Annotated in this window: 20 protein-coding genes; 5 read left to right on the forward strand and 15 right to left on the reverse strand. The window is 54.7% G+C overall.

Annotated features, from left to right (window positions below):
- Window positions 1-5: 5 nt before the first annotated feature.
- From ACHZBF_RS09845 to ACHZBF_RS09880, 8 genes are all read right to left on the reverse strand, one after another.
- Window positions 6-1,262, reverse strand: coding sequence for a replicative DNA helicase (locus tag ACHZBF_RS09845; protein ID WP_321528317.1), 1,257 nt, complete (start codon window positions 1,260-1,262; stop codon window positions 6-8).
- Entirely contained in the window at window positions 1,259-1,990 is a 732-nt protein-coding gene (locus ACHZBF_RS09850) for a helix-turn-helix domain-containing protein (protein WP_394707564.1), read from the reverse strand. Before ACHZBF_RS09850 ends, ACHZBF_RS09845 begins: the two co-directional genes overlap by 4 nt.
- Window positions 1,991-2,143: 153 nt before the next feature.
- Window positions 2,144-2,350 (reverse strand): helix-turn-helix domain-containing protein, encoded by a 207-nt coding sequence (locus tag ACHZBF_RS09855; RefSeq protein ID WP_394707565.1) that lies wholly within the window; start codon window positions 2,348-2,350, stop codon window positions 2,144-2,146.
- A gap of 87 nt (window positions 2,351-2,437) precedes the next feature.
- Window positions 2,438-3,034, reverse strand: coding sequence for a hypothetical protein (locus tag ACHZBF_RS09860; protein WP_321528319.1), 597 nt, complete (start codon window positions 3,032-3,034; stop codon window positions 2,438-2,440).
- The gene (locus ACHZBF_RS09865) at window positions 3,031-4,032 is read right to left on the reverse strand and encodes a tyrosine-type recombinase/integrase (protein ID WP_324293077.1); all 1,002 of its coding nucleotides are present in this window, start codon (window positions 4,030-4,032) and stop codon (window positions 3,031-3,033) included. The genes ACHZBF_RS09860 and ACHZBF_RS09865 overlap by 4 nt, the downstream gene beginning before the upstream one ends.
- Window positions 4,033-4,407: 375 nt before the next feature.
- Window positions 4,408-5,499: a hypothetical protein gene (locus ACHZBF_RS09870; protein ID WP_321528320.1), complete on the reverse strand. Its 1,092-nt coding sequence runs from the start codon at window positions 5,497-5,499 to the stop codon at window positions 4,408-4,410.
- 84 nt (window positions 5,500-5,583) lie between these two features.
- Window positions 5,584-5,829 (reverse strand): DUF2249 domain-containing protein, encoded by a 246-nt coding sequence (locus ACHZBF_RS09875; RefSeq protein WP_029134319.1) that lies wholly within the window; start codon window positions 5,827-5,829, stop codon window positions 5,584-5,586.
- A gap of 30 nt (window positions 5,830-5,859) precedes the next feature.
- Window positions 5,860-6,186, reverse strand: coding sequence for a metal-sulfur cluster assembly factor (locus ACHZBF_RS09880; protein WP_029134318.1), 327 nt, complete (start codon window positions 6,184-6,186; stop codon window positions 5,860-5,862).
- A gap of 99 nt (window positions 6,187-6,285) precedes the next feature.
- On the opposite strand from ACHZBF_RS09880, the gene ACHZBF_RS09885 reads away from it, so the two are divergent.
- The 5 genes from ACHZBF_RS09885 (at window position 6,286) to ACHZBF_RS09905 (ending at window position 9,667) form a co-directional block, all read left to right on the forward strand.
- Window positions 6,286-6,723, forward strand: a complete 438-nt coding sequence (locus tag ACHZBF_RS09885) for an Rrf2 family transcriptional regulator (RefSeq protein WP_037375688.1) — start codon at window positions 6,286-6,288, stop codon at window positions 6,721-6,723.
- Window positions 6,724-6,832: 109 nt separating this feature from the next.
- Window positions 6,833-7,399, forward strand: a complete 567-nt coding sequence (gene efpL, locus ACHZBF_RS09890) for an elongation factor P-like protein EfpL (protein WP_321528321.1) — start codon at window positions 6,833-6,835, stop codon at window positions 7,397-7,399.
- Window positions 7,400-7,708: 309 nt separating this feature from the next.
- Complete coding sequence (locus ACHZBF_RS09895; RefSeq protein ID WP_321528322.1) at window positions 7,709-8,257, forward strand: HEPN domain-containing protein; 549 nt, start codon at window positions 7,709-7,711, stop codon at window positions 8,255-8,257.
- A gap of 102 nt (window positions 8,258-8,359) precedes the next feature.
- On the forward strand, window positions 8,360-9,061 hold the full coding sequence (locus ACHZBF_RS09900) for a hypothetical protein (RefSeq protein WP_321528323.1): 702 nt from the start codon (window positions 8,360-8,362) through the stop codon (window positions 9,059-9,061).
- A 90-nt stretch (window positions 9,062-9,151) separates the two neighbouring features.
- Entirely contained in the window at window positions 9,152-9,667 is a 516-nt protein-coding gene (locus ACHZBF_RS09905; protein ID WP_321528324.1) for a hypothetical protein, read from the forward strand.
- Window positions 9,668-9,933: 266 nt separating this feature from the next.
- Here the strand turns inward: ACHZBF_RS09905 and ACHZBF_RS09910 are convergent, their stop codons facing one another.
- The 7 genes from ACHZBF_RS09910 to hflK form a co-directional block, all read right to left on the reverse strand.
- A complete protein-coding gene (locus ACHZBF_RS09910; protein WP_321528325.1) occupies window positions 9,934-10,587 on the reverse strand; it encodes a rhodanese-like domain-containing protein in 654 nt (217 codons plus the stop codon).
- 106 nt (window positions 10,588-10,693) lie between these two features.
- A complete protein-coding gene (locus ACHZBF_RS09915) occupies window positions 10,694-12,493 on the reverse strand; it encodes a DEAD/DEAH box helicase (protein WP_321528326.1) in 1,800 nt (599 codons plus the stop codon).
- A gap of 201 nt (window positions 12,494-12,694) precedes the next feature.
- Window positions 12,695-13,990 carry an adenylosuccinate synthase gene (locus ACHZBF_RS09920; protein ID WP_273439576.1) on the reverse strand — a complete coding sequence of 432 codons (1,296 nt, stop codon included), beginning with the start codon at window positions 13,988-13,990 and terminating at the stop codon, window positions 12,695-12,697.
- Between the two features lie 44 nt (window positions 13,991-14,034).
- Complete coding sequence (locus ACHZBF_RS09925) at window positions 14,035-15,213, reverse strand: ATP phosphoribosyltransferase regulatory subunit (protein ID WP_321528327.1); 1,179 nt, start codon at window positions 15,211-15,213, stop codon at window positions 14,035-14,037.
- Window positions 15,214-15,225: 12 nt separating this feature from the next.
- On the reverse strand, window positions 15,226-15,411 hold the full coding sequence (locus ACHZBF_RS09930) for a DUF2065 domain-containing protein (protein WP_029134431.1): 186 nt from the start codon (window positions 15,409-15,411) through the stop codon (window positions 15,226-15,228).
- 202 nt (window positions 15,412-15,613) lie between these two features.
- Window positions 15,614-16,489, reverse strand: coding sequence for a protease modulator HflC (gene hflC / locus ACHZBF_RS09935; protein WP_321528328.1), 876 nt, complete (start codon window positions 16,487-16,489; stop codon window positions 15,614-15,616).
- Window positions 16,489-17,634, reverse strand: a complete 1,146-nt coding sequence (hflK, locus tag ACHZBF_RS09940; protein WP_029134429.1) for an FtsH protease activity modulator HflK — start codon at window positions 17,632-17,634, stop codon at window positions 16,489-16,491. Before hflK ends, hflC begins: the two co-directional genes overlap by 1 nt.
- Between the last annotated feature and the right edge of the window lie 11 nt (window positions 17,635-17,645).

Raw genomic sequence — 17,645 nt, forward strand, 5'->3', positions numbered from 1 at the left:
GAGCATCACCACCGGCCCTCCACGTAGAATGTCTGCGTTGGCCCATTAAAGATGAACTTCTCACGAAGCCATCCCTTCCGGCCGGACCGGTTCTTGAGCAGTCCCAGGTGCATTGGGATCAGCCGGTCCCCTTCGCTCTCTGCGTGCAGGAATATGGCAATATCCGCATCCTGCTCGATTGATCCGGAGTCTCGGAGATCGGCCAGGGTCGGATATCGTTTCTCCTTTTCGACGCTCCGGTTCAACTGGCTGACAGCAATCACCGGTATCTGCAGTTGCTTGGCCGTTTTTTTCAAGGCCCTGGAGACAGCGCCTATTCTGTCGTTCGCGCTGCGCTGGCCGTCCACCTCCACCAATCCGATGTGATCAACAACCGCCAGCCCGATGTTGTGCCTACGCTTCCATTCCGAGATCCGCGCGGTGATAGCCGGCAGGCTATAGCTATCCGCATCAATCCAGATCGGCAGGTCCTTCACCGGGTTGCCTGGTATCTTGTGCATCAGGGCAGTTATCTCTGCATCATTGCCAAACGCCAGCGCGGTCCCGTTCACCTGGTAGCGGTTGGCCATCGCACGAATAGCAAGCTCGGCCTCGCCCATTTCCAGGCTGCAGACGCCAACACCGTGCCCCTGTGCTGCTGCATGCAGGGTGATCTGATTGACCAGTGCGGTTTTGCCGATAGAAGGTCGAGCAGCGATCACCACAAGCCGGGGCGCCTGCAGTCCGCCTATGCGGTCATCCAGCGGATAGAGACCCGTAGGGACGCCGACAGGGCCCGAGGTAGCGCCGGCCTCGTCTATCGCCTCCAGGGCTGCCGTAAAGGCTTCAGCGAACGATTTGGATTTGCCTGTGCCCCTGTGCATCAGTGACTCCAGTTTCGCTTGCACGTCGCCGATGATCTCGGCGGCCTCCCGGTTGCCGGCGCCCTTTATGGTTTCCTGCAGATAGCGGAGAGTTTCGCGCTTGATTGCCTCGCTTCTGACCAGTTCGGCATACAGCACAGCGTTTTGGGGTGCGTAGGTGTTGCGAACGTAATTAGAAACTAGGGTTCGCCCTGGCTCGCCTCGTACCGCATCCAGCACCGACAGCACATCAACCGGGATATCCCGATCCCGCAGAGAGTGGATAGCTCGCCAGATTTTCCGATTCGGGCCGGCTGCGAAATCTGCTTCGGTCAAGACCGCCTTAACAGGGTCGATCATGTCCGGGTCCAGCATCATGGCGCCCAAAACATTCAGCTCCGCGAATCCAATGTTGTTCAAAACAGCTCCTCCGATATTTGTTTCGGGGCAACATGAGGCGCTGAACTACCGCGGGCCTGCTGGTAGTCATGCGCTTGTCTGATCCAGTTCCGCCAGCCCGCAACCCAATCTGTCAACTTGCGGTTCTTCGCTCGTGCATGGTCGGCAAACTTCTCGGTCTCTTGCTGGAGATTCACAGCCGGGAATTTTTCACTCCCCCATGCCTGCATTGCACTGGTCAGAGTGAAGGTATCAGGTAGAGGGTGGGCGCGTTTGCGCTCTCTCTCTGGGGGTTCTTGGGGGTTCCTTATGGTTCGGGGTGCGTGACGCACCTGTTTTTGTGATCTCTCGCACCTGTTATGTGATCTCTCGCACCTGTTAGGACCTGTATCAGGTGTTTCTTGCACCTGTTTAACTGGTGCGCCTTGCATCTGTTCTCCGATCCGATAGCGAGTGGATTTTCCCGGACCGCCTGCGCTTCTATCTCGGGCAATCAGGTGGTGCTGCTCGAGCGTGGCCAGGCTCCTGGTTACTGTGCTGCGATCTATTCCGGTCATTTCGGCAATGCGAACAAGAGACGGCCAGCAAAGCCCACTGTCGTCTGCATGATCGGCAAGCGCGAGCAATACTAGCTTGGGTGCCGGCTTAAGATTCTGCGACCAGGCCCACGTGAGGCTTTTATTACTCACTGCTGACGATCCTCTATCAGGTCCTCTGGCAGCGCTGTGTAATACGGGCCTCTCGGGCATCGCTGCGCCGCGTAGCGCGCGACAATTGCACTCAGGGTCAGGGGTGGCCTTGGAAAGCGTCGTGGGGATGCTATAATCTTGTGGTCAACGTGATTACAGCTATCCCCAAACGAAGCTCGGCCTAATGGTCGGGCTTTTTTCATTTGGGGATTCTCAGGCGGTGGCCTTGTTGCCGGAACGTAAACGCTGGATAGATTCTCGGGTAATTCGGCGGGAGCGGCCTATTTTGTATCCTTCCAGGTCGCCACTTGCCAGGAGCTTATAAACGGTTGGTGGGGTGCAGTTCAGCCACGTGCAGGTTTCGGTAACGCTGCAATCACCAATGGATGTACCGGTGGGTTGTGAGTAGGTTCTGTTCATCTTTATCACCACTGTCAGTATTTAGTAGTGATAAGGGATATTAAACACATAATTGAAAGCCGGAAGGGGTAAATTTTTTTCTTTTTTTTACCCCCCGTTATCTTGCCGAAGAAACGCCTTCAGCCTTCCTTTAGGTGTTGCCCACGCTTTATGCGCTTTATAGATATCCTCGACAGTGTCACGCTTCCTATCGATTTCAACCGCAACCGCCGCGATCGCCTCATCTCTTGTGGCTCCGTTTCTACGGAGATTCTCAATCTTGGTGCAAATATCGGAATAACGCATTATTTTATCGATATCCCTGGTATTAGGCCGAGTGAGCCCGAATGCCCTGTCGGCCCCTGGCGCCTTCCCTTGTCTTAAATTTCGCGTGATTTTGGCTGCAGCGCCTCGAATGTAATATTCGATCACATCCGGATCTATATCCTCCTGATCGGTAGTCGCGATGTATTCCATCAGATTTGCCGCAATTTCGGGGTCCCCATTTAACGCTGTTTGAGCATGCAAAATAGTCGGTTGATTGGGGTCTGGATCGTAGTAATGGGGAGGCAATAAATCGGCTACAAGAATTTCAACCCTGGACCTAATATAAATCTGCATTATCTCGATAGTAGCGCAGTCAATTTTGTCCGGTGGAGTATCCAGGAAACTATTAAGTAGGTCTGCGATTTCGTATTCTGTCATGACAGCAGCTCCACCGCGTTGCGTAGGTTGTCCGGCGCCAGGTGTGCATAGATCAGGGTCATTTCCAGCGAGCTATGCCCCAGCAACTCCCGGACGGTGTTCAGTGGAACTCCAGCCATAACCAGCCGGCTGGCGAAGGTGTGCCGGGTGTCGTGGAATCGGAAGTTCTCGATCTTGGCGGCTTTCAGGATTGCCGCGAACGCCTTTTTGAACTCATGCTGACCAAACACCGGGTTGGGTGGCATCGGCGCCACGTCGCCCCGATGTGCCTTCAGGACATGCAAGGCTGTTGCATTGAGTGGAATGTGGCGCGTCTGCTTCGACTTCGCCCCCTTGCCGTGAACCGTGAGGATCTTCTGTTTCAGGTCAACGTCACCCCAGCGGAGTTTCCATAGTTCCCCGCGGCGCAATCCTGTATTCAGCGCCAATAGGATCATGGGAGTCAGGTTATCGGTGTACTCGCCAAACTCCGGCATCTGCTCCTGGTTGCGCTCTGCTCTCCAGGTGTTGGCGCTCTTCCGTTTCTCCCGCCTGAGGGTATCCCGGTCCCTGAGGGCATCTTGCAGTCGCTTGTCCTCCTCCGGTGACAGGTAACGCACCACGGGCCGCCTATCGACCTTCAGCGGCTTCAGTCGGGCCAAGGGGTTGTCTGGCAATAGATCCCAGTCAACAGCACGCTGAAGGGACGCTTTGAGGGCATTTGTTCGCCGGTTGATAGTTGAGGGTGCCTTGCCTGCCGTCTGGCTCTTGGTCCGCCAGGTCTCGACATCAGCCAGCCGGATCTCTTCCAGTGGCTTGTCATCGAATCCGAACCGCTTCAGGCGGCTAAGTGACTCCTCCGGCTTGCTATGGTTCGCCTCCAGAAACGGCCAATAGTGCTTGGTCAGATATCGGCCAAACGTCATAACCTCCGGCGCTTCTTCCTGCTCCGGTGCTGCATCTGGGTCCTCGCCCCTCAGGATCGCCAAGGCTTTCTCGGCGGCCATTGAGTAAGTCATTACAGGGGATCGCCCCAGGGTGCGGGGCTTACGGTTCTGAATCAGCTTCCAGGTCTTGGTCCCGGTTGGCTGGATTCGCAGCATTAAGCCAGGGACAGCAACATCATGAATCTGGTAAGGCTTGGCTTTTGGCTTGGCTGAATCTGCAACCCTTTGATTGAGTAATTTCTGCATGGCGGCGGCCCTGATTTCAGAGTTTGTAAATCCTCTGTAAATCCTAACCCTTTATTACCGCTAATTCCACTTAATAGCGAATCAAGCAAAATCAATCAGTTATGAGATAAGGCATTGATGAAAATGGGCATTTTTTCGCCTTCACACGGTAGGGGTCCCTGGTTCGATCCCAGGCGCGCCCACCAATTCAATCCGCACCACTCAGCTAAATCGTTCCGTATCCGGTGGTGTCCGGCTTGCTGCGGGATCCGGCGCCCTGCCGGCCTGTCCCAATTGTCCACGCAGAATACTCCAGACCAGTGTCAGTATAAACAGCGCCAGTGTCACGGCATTCAGGATGCTGCCCTGGATCAGGAAGTCGGCATTGCCGCCGAGGCCACCGACGATGCGTAGCAGCAGCGATAGTTGCAGCAGCAGCAGGGGGAAGTAGAAAGCTGGCGAATAGGGAATCTTCAGCCGGGTCACCGCCGGAAAGATGATCAGGGCGTGGCCTATCACCATGGAAAAGACGAAACCGAGAAAGATGGCATGCAGAGCGGCATCCCGACTGATACCGCCCCACTCCAGGGCCATTCCCAGGAACAGCAGCGCGGACAGCAACAACCAGCCGTAACCGGCCAGCATACAGACTGCGGTAAAACGGGTCAGTCCAGTCAAACGGACTGTCCGCCTGGCAATATCGAACAGCAGCAGCCAGGTGCCGATACCCGCCAGTCCCAGGGCAAACAGGGTCAAGCCCAAGGACGGGTTGAACATCCCAATGGCTGTACCGGCCAACGGCATCACCGACAACAGGGCGAGCCCCATGCGCTTGCGCTGATCCCGGATCACCAGACGACTCAGCTCCAGTCGCTCACCCGCAATGGTCAGCACCAGAAATGCAATCCACCAGTAGAGCACCTGACTCACCGCCTGGCCATTCAAAAGCAAAAAATTACCGATAAACAGTCCACTGGCTCCGCCGAGCAGGATCCAGTTATGTACCGCCTGCTGGATGCGCAGCACCTTGATCGAGGCGATCAGAAACAGCAGGCTACCCAGCGTTAACAGAGCGAGAGTGATAACCGGCGGCGCACCCAGCAACAGCGCAATACCCGCAGCACCAGTCGACAACGGGGCAAGATAGGCCCAACGCTGGCCGATCGCCACCGCCCGCTCCAGTCCGATTACCGTACCGAAGAAGGCGGGAATCATCAGCACACCGTGCTGGGCCGCCTGCTGCAGGGCGATGTGTGGAACGGCCAACCCCAACCTGGCCAGGCCGGCAAGCACACCGAAAACCAAGGACAACATACCGAGTATCAGAATCGGATACCGGTAAACGGGTTTGAGATCACTCCACATAAACATCACCCTGCAAACAGTTGCTGAGGTTAATCAGGCGGCCTTTTTGGTGATATGCACCTGCCACACCTCAGGCCCCTGCTCAATATACTCCCAGGCGAATTGATTAGCGCGTTCCGCCTCAAACTGGTAGCGCAACGGTGCCGGATCATGGTCATTCACCAGCAGCAAAAACTCTCCCGGCTGCAGTTCCTCAAAGGTGTTGAAAATAATCGGATGGCGAAATCTTGGCTCAATGGTTCTGACATCCACGGTGCTCTTTGCTGTTGGCGTGCTCATATCATCGGTCTCCAGTTCTATTAAACAATACTATTTCCAACCCAATAGCTGTTTGGCCTCATCCGACATCATCTCCGGATTCCAGGGCGGCTCCCAGGCCAGCCTGACATCCACAACCACTGAAGCGGGCACTATGGCCTGAATTGCCTGTCTGCTCTCATCGGCGAGGTGAGCACCCATCGGGCAGGCCGGGGACGTGAGGGTCATGGACACTTCAACCCTGTCGCTATCGGCAACCACGTCATATACCAGTCCCAGCTCAACAATATTGATCCCGACCTCGGGATCAATGACTCCCCGCAGGGCGTTATAAACAGCCTCGCGGGTAATCTCCGTATCGGTGGAGTTGTCTTTCATGTTGGATGATTCCATAAGCTATATATGATTTGCATGTTTAATCTAGCACGCCGATTTGAGATAATCAACATGTTAAATACATATTAAAGGCACCTCATTATGCGGCTGACAACCTTTACAGATTACACCATCCGGGTGCTTATATTCCTCGCCCTTGATCGGGAAAAGCTGGCGACCGTGGGTGAATTGGCGACCAGCTACGGGGTATCCCATAACCACCTGACCAAGGTAGTCCATTACCTGGGTCAACAGGGTTATATCGAAACACTTCGGGGCAAAGGAGGTGGCATTCGCCTGGCACTGAGTCCGGATGTGATCAACATCGGTCTGCTGATCAGGCAGACAGAGCAGAACAGTATTCTGGTAGAGTGCTTCAGTCCCGAAAGCAGCCAGTGCAGAATACTGCCCGCCTGCCGCCTGGCAGGCGTCTTGACCGAGGCACAGGAGGCATTCTATCAAGTGCTGGAAAAGTACACGCTGGCTGACCTGATGGGCAACGCCAGTGCCCTCGATCACCTGCTTTCCGGCCATGCCTGAGTTGAGGTTTCCCAACCAAAGCCGCGTTAATACCTTGTGCGGTAAACCGATTCCACCAACGCGCCATCTGCTATAATCGCCGCCTCGAATCTATTTGCGGAGCATCGTCGTGCCGAAAGCGTGTGATTTAAAACGAGGCGTCATTGTCGAGATCAATAGCGCACCCCATGTGGTAAAACAGGTTGAAACGAAAAGCCCTTCATCCCGTGGAGCCGCCACCCTGTACAAGATCCGCTTCACCAACCTGCAGACCCGTCAGAAGCTGGACGAGTCCTACAAGGGGGACGACCTGCTACAAGGTATCGACTGCCTGCGTCCCCAGGTTCAGTACTCCTATCTGGACGGCGAGCAGTATGTCTTCATGGATATGGAGGACTACAGCCAGTATGCCATTAACAGGGAGGACATCGAGGATCAGGTCGGTTACCTGACCGAGGGACTGGAGGGCATCACTGCGTTAATCGTGGACGGCAAACTGCTGGGCATTGAGTTACCCCAGTCCGTCTCACTCACCATTTCCGACACCGCTCCCGGCATCAAGGGCGCCACCGCCACCGGACGGACAAAACCTGCCCTCCTAACCACCGGCCTGGAGATCCAGGTACCTGAATACCTGGAACCCGGTGAAATAGTCAAGATCAATACCGGCACCGGAAAATTTATCTCTCGCGCCTGAGGTGTAGTAATTGAATTCACACCCGATCTGCCAGTTAGTGTCAGATCGAAAAGCTCGCAGTGTGACCAGAGCAGACAATTGTGATCAGTCCCTAAACGGCTCTAATCGACATATACCTGCCGTTCATCTTGTGGCTGTTCAACAAGGATGTCGGCTGATAAACTCGGGAGTACAAAGGAATGAGCTTCTATGGGCGGGATGCCTCACTCCATAACTATCCGCTAACATAGAACAACCCGTTGATGTGGACCGATTGCTTCACTCCGTTCTGCACCAGCCACTCAACATTAATCGTTAGAGTTTTTAAATATGCCGTCGCAAACATTTGAAAATTTTTCCCATGCGATTCAGGATTCCATTGATTTGATGCAGAATTTTGACACTCTTAATAAGCAGCCTCCACCGCCAGAAATAGAAGTGCTAAAAAGAGCAAGTCTGGTAATGGCTTTGGCCGCACTAGAAACATACTTCGAAGATAGAATTGCTGAGGCGGTGCATACTGCCTGTGAAAAAAGCCGCGATGAAGACAGACTTAAGATCTTTTATAAACAGTCTTTAGAAGTGGATCTCAAAACATTCCATTCACCGAACGTAGAGCGCGTCAGGTCAATATTTAAAAAATATCTAAGCCTTGATGTAACTGAAGGATGGTCTTGGAACCATTGCAATCAAGAGCAGGCTAAGAGTGAACTAAATCGCCTTGTAAAAAAGCGAGGAGATATTGCACACCGGTCACTGAGGCCAGTGGTTGGGCAGCCAGTTGCCCATCCTGTTACAAAGGATGATATGCGCAAGCATATACATTTCATCAAAGAACTGGTTAAAGCAACGGACGTGTACCTTGAATCACAACTCTAACAAGCGAACCGACCTCTTGAAACTGTCACCTTATGTGCAAACGACCGCACAAAAGGCGCCAGTTACCTCCGGCGGTTGTGCACCGCGTTAAGTGCAATAATCTTGAAGCACGATCCAAAAACCTACGGCATACTTTTGACCGTGTTCTTATTGTCACTCGGTGCCGCGTGGATAATTCCTGCAAAAGATGTTTTGAAGGCGGTTGTCGCCTCACCAGGAGTCGTTGCTTTACTTTCGGCATTGTTTCAGCTGCTTAGGGACCAAGCCGCTCATGAGAAACAATTAGAAATTCAAAACAATCAGTCCAAGTTCACTCTTGGCGCGGCATCACATATGGCAAACACGGCCTTCGATAAACATGTTGAGTTCTGCGAAAAGTATATGGCAGAAATTCATGCTTCAGTAAGCACGCTGTTTCGAAAGGGCAACACCCCAGAAGCTCTGACCCACGCGGAAAATCTTCACGAGTTGCGCCTGGAGTACGCGGTCTGGTTGACAGATGCAATAAACGAAAAGCTCCAAATATTTGAAAAAGCAATCCGAAAGCTAGGTGCAGATTCTCAGTTTATTCGTAGCACAACGGACAGCCCAAACCATGCAGAGCAAAGAACCATCGTCATTCAGCGCTCCCATGATCTGTTCCTTGAGATATTGGGCATTGACGAATCGAAAGAAGTAAATGAAGAATATGCGGTAGAGGCCGTCAAGAAGAAAGTGCGGGCCATTCTTGGCGTGGAGGAACTCACACGCTTGCGTGAACACCTAGTCATCGAGGCTAGCAAAGCTATTGAGCGAAGCACTTAACAAGATCTACTTCACTCATTTTCACTCGCTGGAACAGGCTGCAAGCAACCCGTTAGCACAACATTGAGGCTGTAGTAAGGAGGTCAGCACGTGACAATGGAAATGGCCGTAGAAGTCTCCCGACTGTTTATACCGATAGTAGCTGTTGCCGGCGTGTTTATTGCTTGGCAACAGTTCCAGGCCAATAAGGCGAAGATTCGAGTAGAGCTGTACCAGAGAAGGCTCGATGTTTACCGAGTGCTTCTCGAAGCCATCCAAGTTACGAGCTACTTGGATGAAGAACGAGATGAGCATGAGGTTTTTTCAAAGCTCGAGCTTGCGCTAGATGAAGCATATTTTCTTCTACCAGAATCGATTTACCAGAAAATTCAGCCAATAGAAGAGCGCGCGTACAATATACACCATATGCACTGGAGTGCCGGTAATATGCAGGAAAGCCTCGCAAAGCCGTTATCTGAGCGGATTGGCTATAAGCAAGGCCAATTAGAGGCGCAGTACAAGCAACTGAGTGATGAATTTAAGAAAGAGGTTGAATGGTTTAGGGAACATGCCCAGCCGCTCTTGCGAGAATCATTTAAAGAGGTACTGGGTTTCTACAGGTTTTGAGGATGAGGCATGGCGGCAGCGAACACTGGTACGGGCGTCAAGTCTTGAATCTTGGACTCTATCGCCATTCGGGACTGATCTATTTTTCACGAACAAGAACAGCGTCGATATGAACGGCAGTTATTGGATGGTTTCAGCCCGTAACGTTGGTTAGCCGAATGACCGCTATGGCTGAAAGCAGACGGATAGCTTGACCAGGGTTGGATAATAACTGGCAGTCTGCCAGACCAAATCCAAGCAATCAGATCTGCTGTGACAATCCGCGTCTACTCTTCGATCAACTGTCCCTCGGGTGTAACGACGGGCAGTCCAAACACCTGCCACAACTGCATGCCACCCCGGTAATAAAACAGCTTGTCGCCCGGATAGCCGATGCTGAGCAGCCCCTTGATAGCGGTCGGAGATTGGCCACACCAGGGGCCATTGCACCAGAGCACGGCCTGTTTGGCCTGGGAAAAATCCCAGCCATCGTCCCCTTCCCCCACCCCGAGCTGGCTGAGCGATTCACTCAGGGTAATGTCATCGGCGCCCTGCCCCGGATTCAACTTGGTAAACGGGATATTCACCGAGCCGGGTATGGTGCCCCGGGCATGCCAGTCGGCCGTTCTGGCATCGATCAGGATGCCTGTGCCATCGGCCAGTCGCTCACGCATAAAGGCGACCAATTCAACTTCACCGATGGTGGCGACATCCGGCGCAACCTGCATCGGCTGGGCGCAGAACGGCGGACAGGGCCGGGAAGTCAGTGCAAAGTCGGGAGAAATGGTTGATGTGCGATCCTGCTTGCGCACAATCGTGATCTGCTGCTGGCCATGAGTCACCTGGAACTGCCCGATATCCCGGGTGATGTTCACCTCCAGGGCATCGGCCGTGGCCGTATATATCAGCACGGCCGTCAGCATCATCAGTACACTTTTCATTACTCGCTCCTCCCGCTCATGTTCGACCCGCAACATTGCCATGTTTATCGTAACGGGGACTTTGTCCGCTCCTTATGGTCGATCCACAGGCCACTTGAAACCGGCATCAGACTCCGGTAGCCGGTGGTGCCGTTTTCTTATGCTTCGGTTTTTTATCACGTTTCTTCGCCTTTTTGGCCTTGTCCGGCTGGGCCTTTGTGCCCGCCTGGTGCGGCTTTACCGGTTTCAGCCGCAACGGCTGGTTACAGACATAGACACGCTGAAGATGCTTGAACACATCGCCCGGCATTCCCTCGGGCAGATCCACCAGGGTGTGATCCTCGGCAATCTGGATCTGGCCGATATAGGCACCATCCAATCCGGCCTCATTGGCCAGAGCGCCGACCACTTCACGGGGCGTCACACCGTGCTTGGAGCCCACCTGCAGACGATAGGTCTCCATGGGGACATCACTCTTGCGGGATCCCCGCTCTGTCTTGGTCTTGGGTTTCCGCTTTGCCTTGTCCTGTGGAGTTGCGGCCTGATAGGTCCCCGGCTCTTTTCCACTTTTCGCCCTGGTGCGCCTGGCAGCGGAATCCGCCACCTCCTTGACAATAAACGGCCGCTCCTTCTGCCCCAGATAGGTGAGCGCCGCCGCAATGTCCAGCTCACTCATCTCCTGTTCCTGAGTCATCCGATGAATCAGCTGATAATAGTAATCAAGATCCTGTTGCGTCAGGGTTTCCCGGATTAGCGTGGTGAAACGGTCAATCCGGTGTTCGCTCAGATCGCCCGCGGAAGGCAGCTCCATGGCCGGAATCTGTTGCCGAATCGAACGTTCAATAGCCTTCAGCAAGCGGTTTTCCCGGGGCTGGACAAACAGCAGCGCTTTGCCCTTGCGCCCTGCCCGCCCGGTTCGCCCGATACGGTGCACGTAGGACTCGGGATCATTTGGAATATCGTAATTGACCACATGACTGATGCGCTCCACATCCAGACCGCGCGCCGCCACGTCGGTAGCGACCACGATATCCAGCTTGCCCCGCTTCAACCGATCAACTGTGCGTTCGCGCATCGCCTGATTCATATCGCCATTAAGTGCCTCGGCGGCGAAACCGTGCGCCTCCAGCTTATCGGCCACCTCGACCGTGGCGAGCTTGGTGCGAACGAATACAATCATGCCATCAAACTCTTCCACCTCCAGGATGCGCGTCATCGCATCCATCTTGTGGTCGCGACTGACCACATAGTGGACCTGATCGATCGCCGTTACCGTCTCACTTTTCGACTTGATCTTGATCTCAACCGGATCGCGCAGATATTTTTTTGCCACTTTGCGAATCGAATCCGGCATGGTGGCGGAAAAAAGCGCCACCTGGCGCTGTTCAGGGGCCTGTTCAAAGATCCATTCGATCTCATCGATAAAGCCCATCTTGAGCATCTCATCCGCTTCATCCAGCACCAGACTTTTTATGCTGCCCAGTTTCAGCGTGCCTCTCTTGAGGTGATCGATCACCCGACCCGGTGTCCCCACGATTACATGGGCGCCGCGCTGCAGTTGACGCAATTGCAGGCTCATTCCCTGGCCACCGTAGACCGGCAGGACATGAAATCCTCCCAGATGCCTGGCATAACTCTGGCACGCCTCGGCCACCTGCAGTGCCAGTTCACGGGTCGGTGTGAGGACAAGAATCTGGGGATCACGCGATCCGAGACTGAGGTTGCTGAGCAGCGGCAAGGCGAAGGCGGCGGTTTTGCCGGTGCCGGTCTGGGCCTGGCCCAGCAGGTCACGGTTGGCCAGCAGTTCGGGGATACAGGCCGCCTGGATGGGGGTCGGGGTCTCGTAGCCCTGATCCTGAATCGCCTTGAGTACGGCTGGCGCTAGGCCAAATGTGTCGAAACCTGCAATAGCCGGTGCGGAGTCCATAGTGATAACCTCTGGAGGGTGTTGGATCCACCGAAGAAGCTCAATGGAGTCAGGATATGAAGAAGCCGCGGGATTGTACAGGCTTGGTGGGTGGATGTGTACTGTTATCGCAATTTAACCCGCAAAGCACCAGCTCTGCCGCGCCAAGAAAAAACGGGGCCTGACCGGCCCCGTTGCGCTACTCAGAATGCGACAACCGCATCAGGCATCGAACGGATGGCGCACCACCACGGTCTCCTTGCGGTCCGGTCCAGTGGAGATCACATCCACCGGCGTGTCGGTGAGTTCTTCGATCTTTTGCAGATATTTGCGGGCGTTCTCCGGCAGTCCGTCGACACTGGATACACCAATTGTTGACTCGTTCCAGCCCGGCATCTCCATGTACACCGGCTCGCATTTCTCAAAACCGTCCGCGCCCACCGGCGGGACGCTCACTTCGCGGCCATCGAGCTTATAGGCGACACAGATCTTCAGGGTTTCCATGCCATCCAGCACGTCCAGCTTGGTGATGCACATGCCGGTAACGCTGTTGATCTGCAGAGAACGCTTCAGGGCCACGGCGTCCAGCCAGCCACAGCGGCGCTTACGTCCGGTGGTGGCGCCAAACTCGTGCCCTTTATGACCCAAGTGATCACCCACGGCATCAAACAGTTCAGTCGGGAACGGACCTGCGCCCACCCGGGTGGTATAGGCCTTGACGATACCCAGCACGTAGTCGATGTGGCAGGGGCCGACGCCACTGCCACTGGCGGCACCGCCGGCGGTGGTGTTGGAAGATGTCACGTAGGGATAGGTACCGTGATCGATATCCAGCAGCGCGCCCTGTGCTCCCTCGAACATGACATTCCGGCCTTCGGCACGCATCTGGTGCAGGGTACCGGTCACATCTTCAATCAGGGGGGTCAGGATCTCTGCCTGGGCCAGCGACTCATCCAGCACCTGATGGTAATCCACTGCATCGGCCTTGAAGTAATTGACCAACGTGAAGTTATGGTACTCCATCACTTCGCGCAGGCGCTCTTTATAGACCTCGACATCGCACAGCTCTCCAAAGCGGATACCACGACGGGAGACCTTGTCCTCATAGGCGGGGCCGATACCGCGCCCGGTGGTGCCGATTGCTTTCTTACCACGGGCCGTCTCTCGCGCCTGGTCCAGTGCGATATGGTAGGGGAGAATCAGCGGGCAGGACTCACTGATACCCAACCGATCCATAACCGGCACCCCGTTCTGTTTCAACACGTCCATCTCTTCCAGCAGCGCGCTGGGGGAGAGGACCACGCCATTACCGATGAGACAGCGGACATTTTCCCGCAGAATCCCGGAAGGAATCAGGTGCAGAACGGTCTTTTTGCCGTCAATCACCAGGGTATGGCCGGCATTGTGACCACCCTGGAACCTGACAACAGCCTCGGCCCGATCGGTCAGCAGATCGACGATTTTACCCTTACCTTCATCACCCCATTGGGTGCCGATTACTACTACATTTTTACCCATGTTCGTACTCATCAATACGTGATTCCACGGATTTGCCAGAGGCTTCAGAGCGTCTTGACAACCCAGTTATCACCCTGTTTTACCAGGGCCTCCCCACAATACATCGTGCCCGCATCACCCGTCTGACCGGGCAATGCGATTACCACCCGGCGCCCTTCGGCGCGCAGTTCCTCCACTCGTTGCCGCAAGGCCGAGTCATCTTCCGCCGGAGCAAATATCCCGGTCGTTTCGTTCAGGTTTTTGGCACTGCCAAGACGCATCAGCATCTTCAGGTCGGCGCTGAAACCACAAGCTGGACGCGCCCGCCCGAACAGTTTGCCGATATCATCGTAGCGCCCGCCACGGGCAATCTCCTGCCCCAGTCCGGACACAAAGGCCGCGAATACAACCCCGGTATGATAGTGGTAACCGCGCAGTTCGGCCAGATCAAAATGCACCGGCACATCCGGACGCCGCTCCACCAGCAGCGCCGCCAGCCGTTCCAACTGCTCAAGAGCCGACTGTACCTCCGCACCGGCGCCGGCAAGCGATTTTCGGGCCCGTTCCAGGGCATCGTCCCCGCTCAGGCTTGCCAGTGAAGCCAGCCGCCGACGCGCATCATCCTCAAGCTCGCAGCCATCCAGCAGTGCTTCTATCTCCGGCACCGCCTTGCGCTGCAGGGCATCGAACAGGGCCAACTCCTGCTGTTTGTCCAAACCGCTCTCTTGTGCCAGCGCGCGAAAAATACCCACGTGACCGAGGTCGAGATAGACGTTGTCGATACCGGCCCGCTCCAGGGCCTTCAGCATCAGGCAAAGTATCTCGTGATCACTCTCCACACCTGAATGGCCATAGAGCTCTGCGCCGATCTGAAGCGGAGAACGCGAGCCTGCAAAATCGTCATTTCGGGTATTGAGCACAGTCCCCACATAACAGAGTCTTGTGGGCGCCTCCCGGCGCAACTGATGGGCATCGATGCGCGCCGCCTGCGGGGTGATATCGGCCCGGATACCGAGGGTCCTTCCCGTAATCTGATCTGTCAGTTTGAATGTACGAAGATCCAGATCACCACCAGTACCTGTCAGCAGCGATTCCAGATATTCGATAATAGGGGGTTGTACCAGGTCGTATCCCCAGCTGTCGAACAGGTCCAGAAGGTCCCGGCGTATTCTTTCCAACTGGAGCGCCTTCGGAGGAAGCAGTTCATCTATCCCCTCCGGCAACAACCAATGCGCATTGTTCATTGTTTTCTCAATCTAATTTACGAGATAGAGTGTTACCACACCCAGGATCATACTAATCAACCCACTGATCCGTAAGGATTTATCATCCATCTCGACTATAGCCATCATCATACGCTTAGTAGCACCAGGACTTAAAAAAGGAATAACTCCCTCAATAACCATCACCAATGCCAAGGCAATCCACAAGTCGTGCCACATATCGCTGTCCAATTACGCTCTCGCACTTCTTTGTGCTTCGCTGCATAAGTCCATCCCTGGACGAAAAAAAGCCGGGGTGACAACCCGGCCAGAATATTCTGAATTTGTTTGGACAGGGGGGCTGATTCTGCCAAACCAGGCCCTGATTGTCCATTTCTCTACTCCCCACCCGCCACAAGGCAGGTGGGGAGATTACCCGGTTTTATTGTTTGCCTTCTGCATTTCTGAAGTAGCGGAAGAACTCTGAGTCAGGGTCCAACACCATCATATTGCCACTGCTGTTGAACGTCTTGCCATAGGCATTGAGACTACGGTAAAAGGCGTAGAACTCCTCATTTTCTTGAAACGCCTTGGCATAAATTTCTGCCGCCAGGCCGTCCCCCTCACCCCGGGTCTCCTCCGACACCTTGTAGGCATTCGCCAGAATCACCACCCGCTGGGCATCTGCATTGGCGCGGATCCTTTCAGCCGCTTCCGCACCCTGCGCTCTCAGTTCGGAAGCGACCCGTTCACGCTCAGCCCGCATGCGGTCATAAACCGACTGACTCACCTCTTTTGGCAGATCAATCTGCTTCACCCGCACATCCAGGACCTCGATCCCCAGCTCGGCAGCTTTTTCGTCGGCATCCTTGGTCAGCAGCGCCATGATTTCGGCACGTTCACCGGAGATAACCTCCTGAATGGTGCGCTTGCCGAACTCGTCACGCAGGCTGGTATTGATCCGTTCCGACAGCAACCGGGTCGCACTGGCCACGTTGTCGCCGGTTGAACGGAAATACTGCGCGGCATTGGTAATGCGCCACTTGGCGTAAGAGTTGACGATTACATCCTTCTTCTCAATGGTCAGGAACCGCTCCGGGTTCGAGTCCATGGTCTGGATACGGCCATCGAACTTCTTCACATTCTGGATCACCGGGATCTTGAAATGGAGGCCCGGCTCATAGTCTGAATCGACTATCTTGCCAAACTGCAGTTTGATGGCCATCTCCCACTGGTTCACCACAAACAGGGATGAGACCACCAATCCGATCAGCAGGATAATGCCGACAAATAAAACACCAATCCTTCCATTATTCATTAACGTACCCTCCTGCTACGATTGTCTTCACGTAGCAAGTTTTCCACCGGCTCCTTTATCGTTGCCTGCGGATTGGAACTACTGCGCAAGGAGTCAGGCCTTGCCTCAATCAGCTTGTCGATGGGCAGGTACATCAGGCTATTGCCAGCCTTCACGTCCATAATCACCTTGTTGGTATTACCCATCACCTGTTCGAGTGTCTCCAGATAGAGTCGCTGCCGGGTTACTACCGGCGCCTTCTCATACTCCTTCATCACCGCCAGGAAACGTGAGGTCTCACCCTCGGCTTCCGCGATTACCTGTTCCTTGTAGGCCCCTGCCGCAGCAGTAACACGTGAAGCGGCACCGCGTGCCCTCGGCACCACATCATTGGCATAGGCTTCCGCCTGGTTCTCCTGCCGGGCCTTGTCCTCGCGCGCCTTGATGGCATCATCGAAGGCACTCTTCACCGCCTCAGGCGGTTTTGCCGGTTGGGTATTTACGCTGGTCACTTCCAGACCGGTTTTATAAAAGCTGATCAACTCCTGAATACGCCGCTTGATGTCACTGGCGATCGAGCCACGTCCCTCGGTCAGGATAAAATCAAGTTTGCTCTTGCCAATTGTTTCACGCAGGGCGGTTTCGGTGGCGTCACGAATAGTCTTGTCCGGATCGCGGTCCTGGAACAGATAGTCCACCGGGTCCTGCACCTTGAACTGAACCGTCAACTCGATATCGACAATATTCTCATCTTTGGTCAGCATCGTCTCCTTGGATGGAAAGGTGGAGATTTGATCCACATTTACCTTGATCACATCATCTACGACCGGGATAAGAAAATTGAGACCCGGCTGGGTTACTTCGTAGTAGGCGCCAAAGCGCAACACCACGCCGCGTTCCGCGGGAGCGATCGTATAGAAACTCTTGAACCCGAGCAGCACAACCAGACCCACGACCACCAGACCGATTATCCCTTTGGTCCCGGCGGGCCCGGAAACCGGACCGCCCCCGGAACGGTTGCCACCGTTTCCGCCTTTGCCGCCAAACAGGCCTCCAAGCCTGTCTTGCATCTTCTTGACCACTTCATCCAAGTCAGGTGGGCCTTGTTCACCACCCTTGCCACTCCAGGGATCTTTATTGTCTCCCCCCGGTTCATTCCAAGCCATCGATAACTCCA

Origin of the sequence: Sedimenticola selenatireducens, from assembly GCF_963675335.2 — a bacterium.
Classification (GTDB): Bacteria; Pseudomonadota; Gammaproteobacteria; order Chromatiales; family Chromatiaceae; genus Sedimenticola; species Sedimenticola selenatireducens.

Coding starts and splice junctions, on each gene's coding strand:
- ACHZBF_RS09865 (WP_324293077.1), bottom strand. CDS start 4,032: ATGACTTACTCAATGGCCGCCGAGAAAGCCTTGGCGATCCTGAGGGGC.
- hflC (WP_321528328.1), bottom strand. CDS start 16,489: ATGAATAATGGAAGGATTGGTGTTTTATTTGTCGGCATTATCCTGCTG.
- ACHZBF_RS09895 (WP_321528322.1), top strand. CDS start 7,709: ATGCCGTCGCAAACATTTGAAAATTTTTCCCATGCGATTCAGGATTCC.
- hflK (WP_029134429.1), bottom strand. CDS start 17,634: ATGGCTTGGAATGAACCGGGGGGAGACAATAAAGATCCCTGGAGTGGC.
- ACHZBF_RS09860 (WP_321528319.1), bottom strand. CDS start 3,034: ATGACAGAATACGAAATCGCAGACCTACTTAATAGTTTCCTGGATACT.
- ACHZBF_RS09915 (WP_321528326.1), bottom strand. CDS start 12,493: ATGGACTCCGCACCGGCTATTGCAGGTTTCGACACATTTGGCCTAGCG.
- ACHZBF_RS09920 (WP_273439576.1), bottom strand. CDS start 13,990: ATGGGTAAAAATGTAGTAGTAATCGGCACCCAATGGGGTGATGAAGGT.
- ACHZBF_RS09925 (WP_321528327.1), bottom strand. CDS start 15,213: ATGAACAATGCGCATTGGTTGTTGCCGGAGGGGATAGATGAACTGCTT.
- ACHZBF_RS09880 (WP_029134318.1), bottom strand. CDS start 6,186: ATGAAAGACAACTCCACCGATACGGAGATTACCCGCGAGGCTGTTTAT.
- ACHZBF_RS09910 (WP_321528325.1), bottom strand. CDS start 10,587: ATGAAAAGTGTACTGATGATGCTGACGGCCGTGCTGATATATACGGCC.
- ACHZBF_RS09885 (WP_037375688.1), top strand. CDS start 6,286: ATGCGGCTGACAACCTTTACAGATTACACCATCCGGGTGCTTATATTC.
- ACHZBF_RS09855 (WP_394707565.1), bottom strand. CDS start 2,350: ATGAACAGAACCTACTCACAACCCACCGGTACATCCATTGGTGATTGC.
- ACHZBF_RS09930 (WP_029134431.1), bottom strand. CDS start 15,411: ATGTGGCACGACTTGTGGATTGCCTTGGCATTGGTGATGGTTATTGAG.
- ACHZBF_RS09875 (WP_029134319.1), bottom strand. CDS start 5,829: ATGAGCACGCCAACAGCAAAGAGCACCGTGGATGTCAGAACCATTGAG.
- ACHZBF_RS09870 (WP_321528320.1), bottom strand. CDS start 5,499: ATGTTGTCCTTGGTTTTCGGTGTGCTTGCCGGCCTGGCCAGGTTGGGG.
- ACHZBF_RS09850 (WP_394707564.1), bottom strand. CDS start 1,990: ATGCCCGAGAGGCCCGTATTACACAGCGCTGCCAGAGGACCTGATAGA.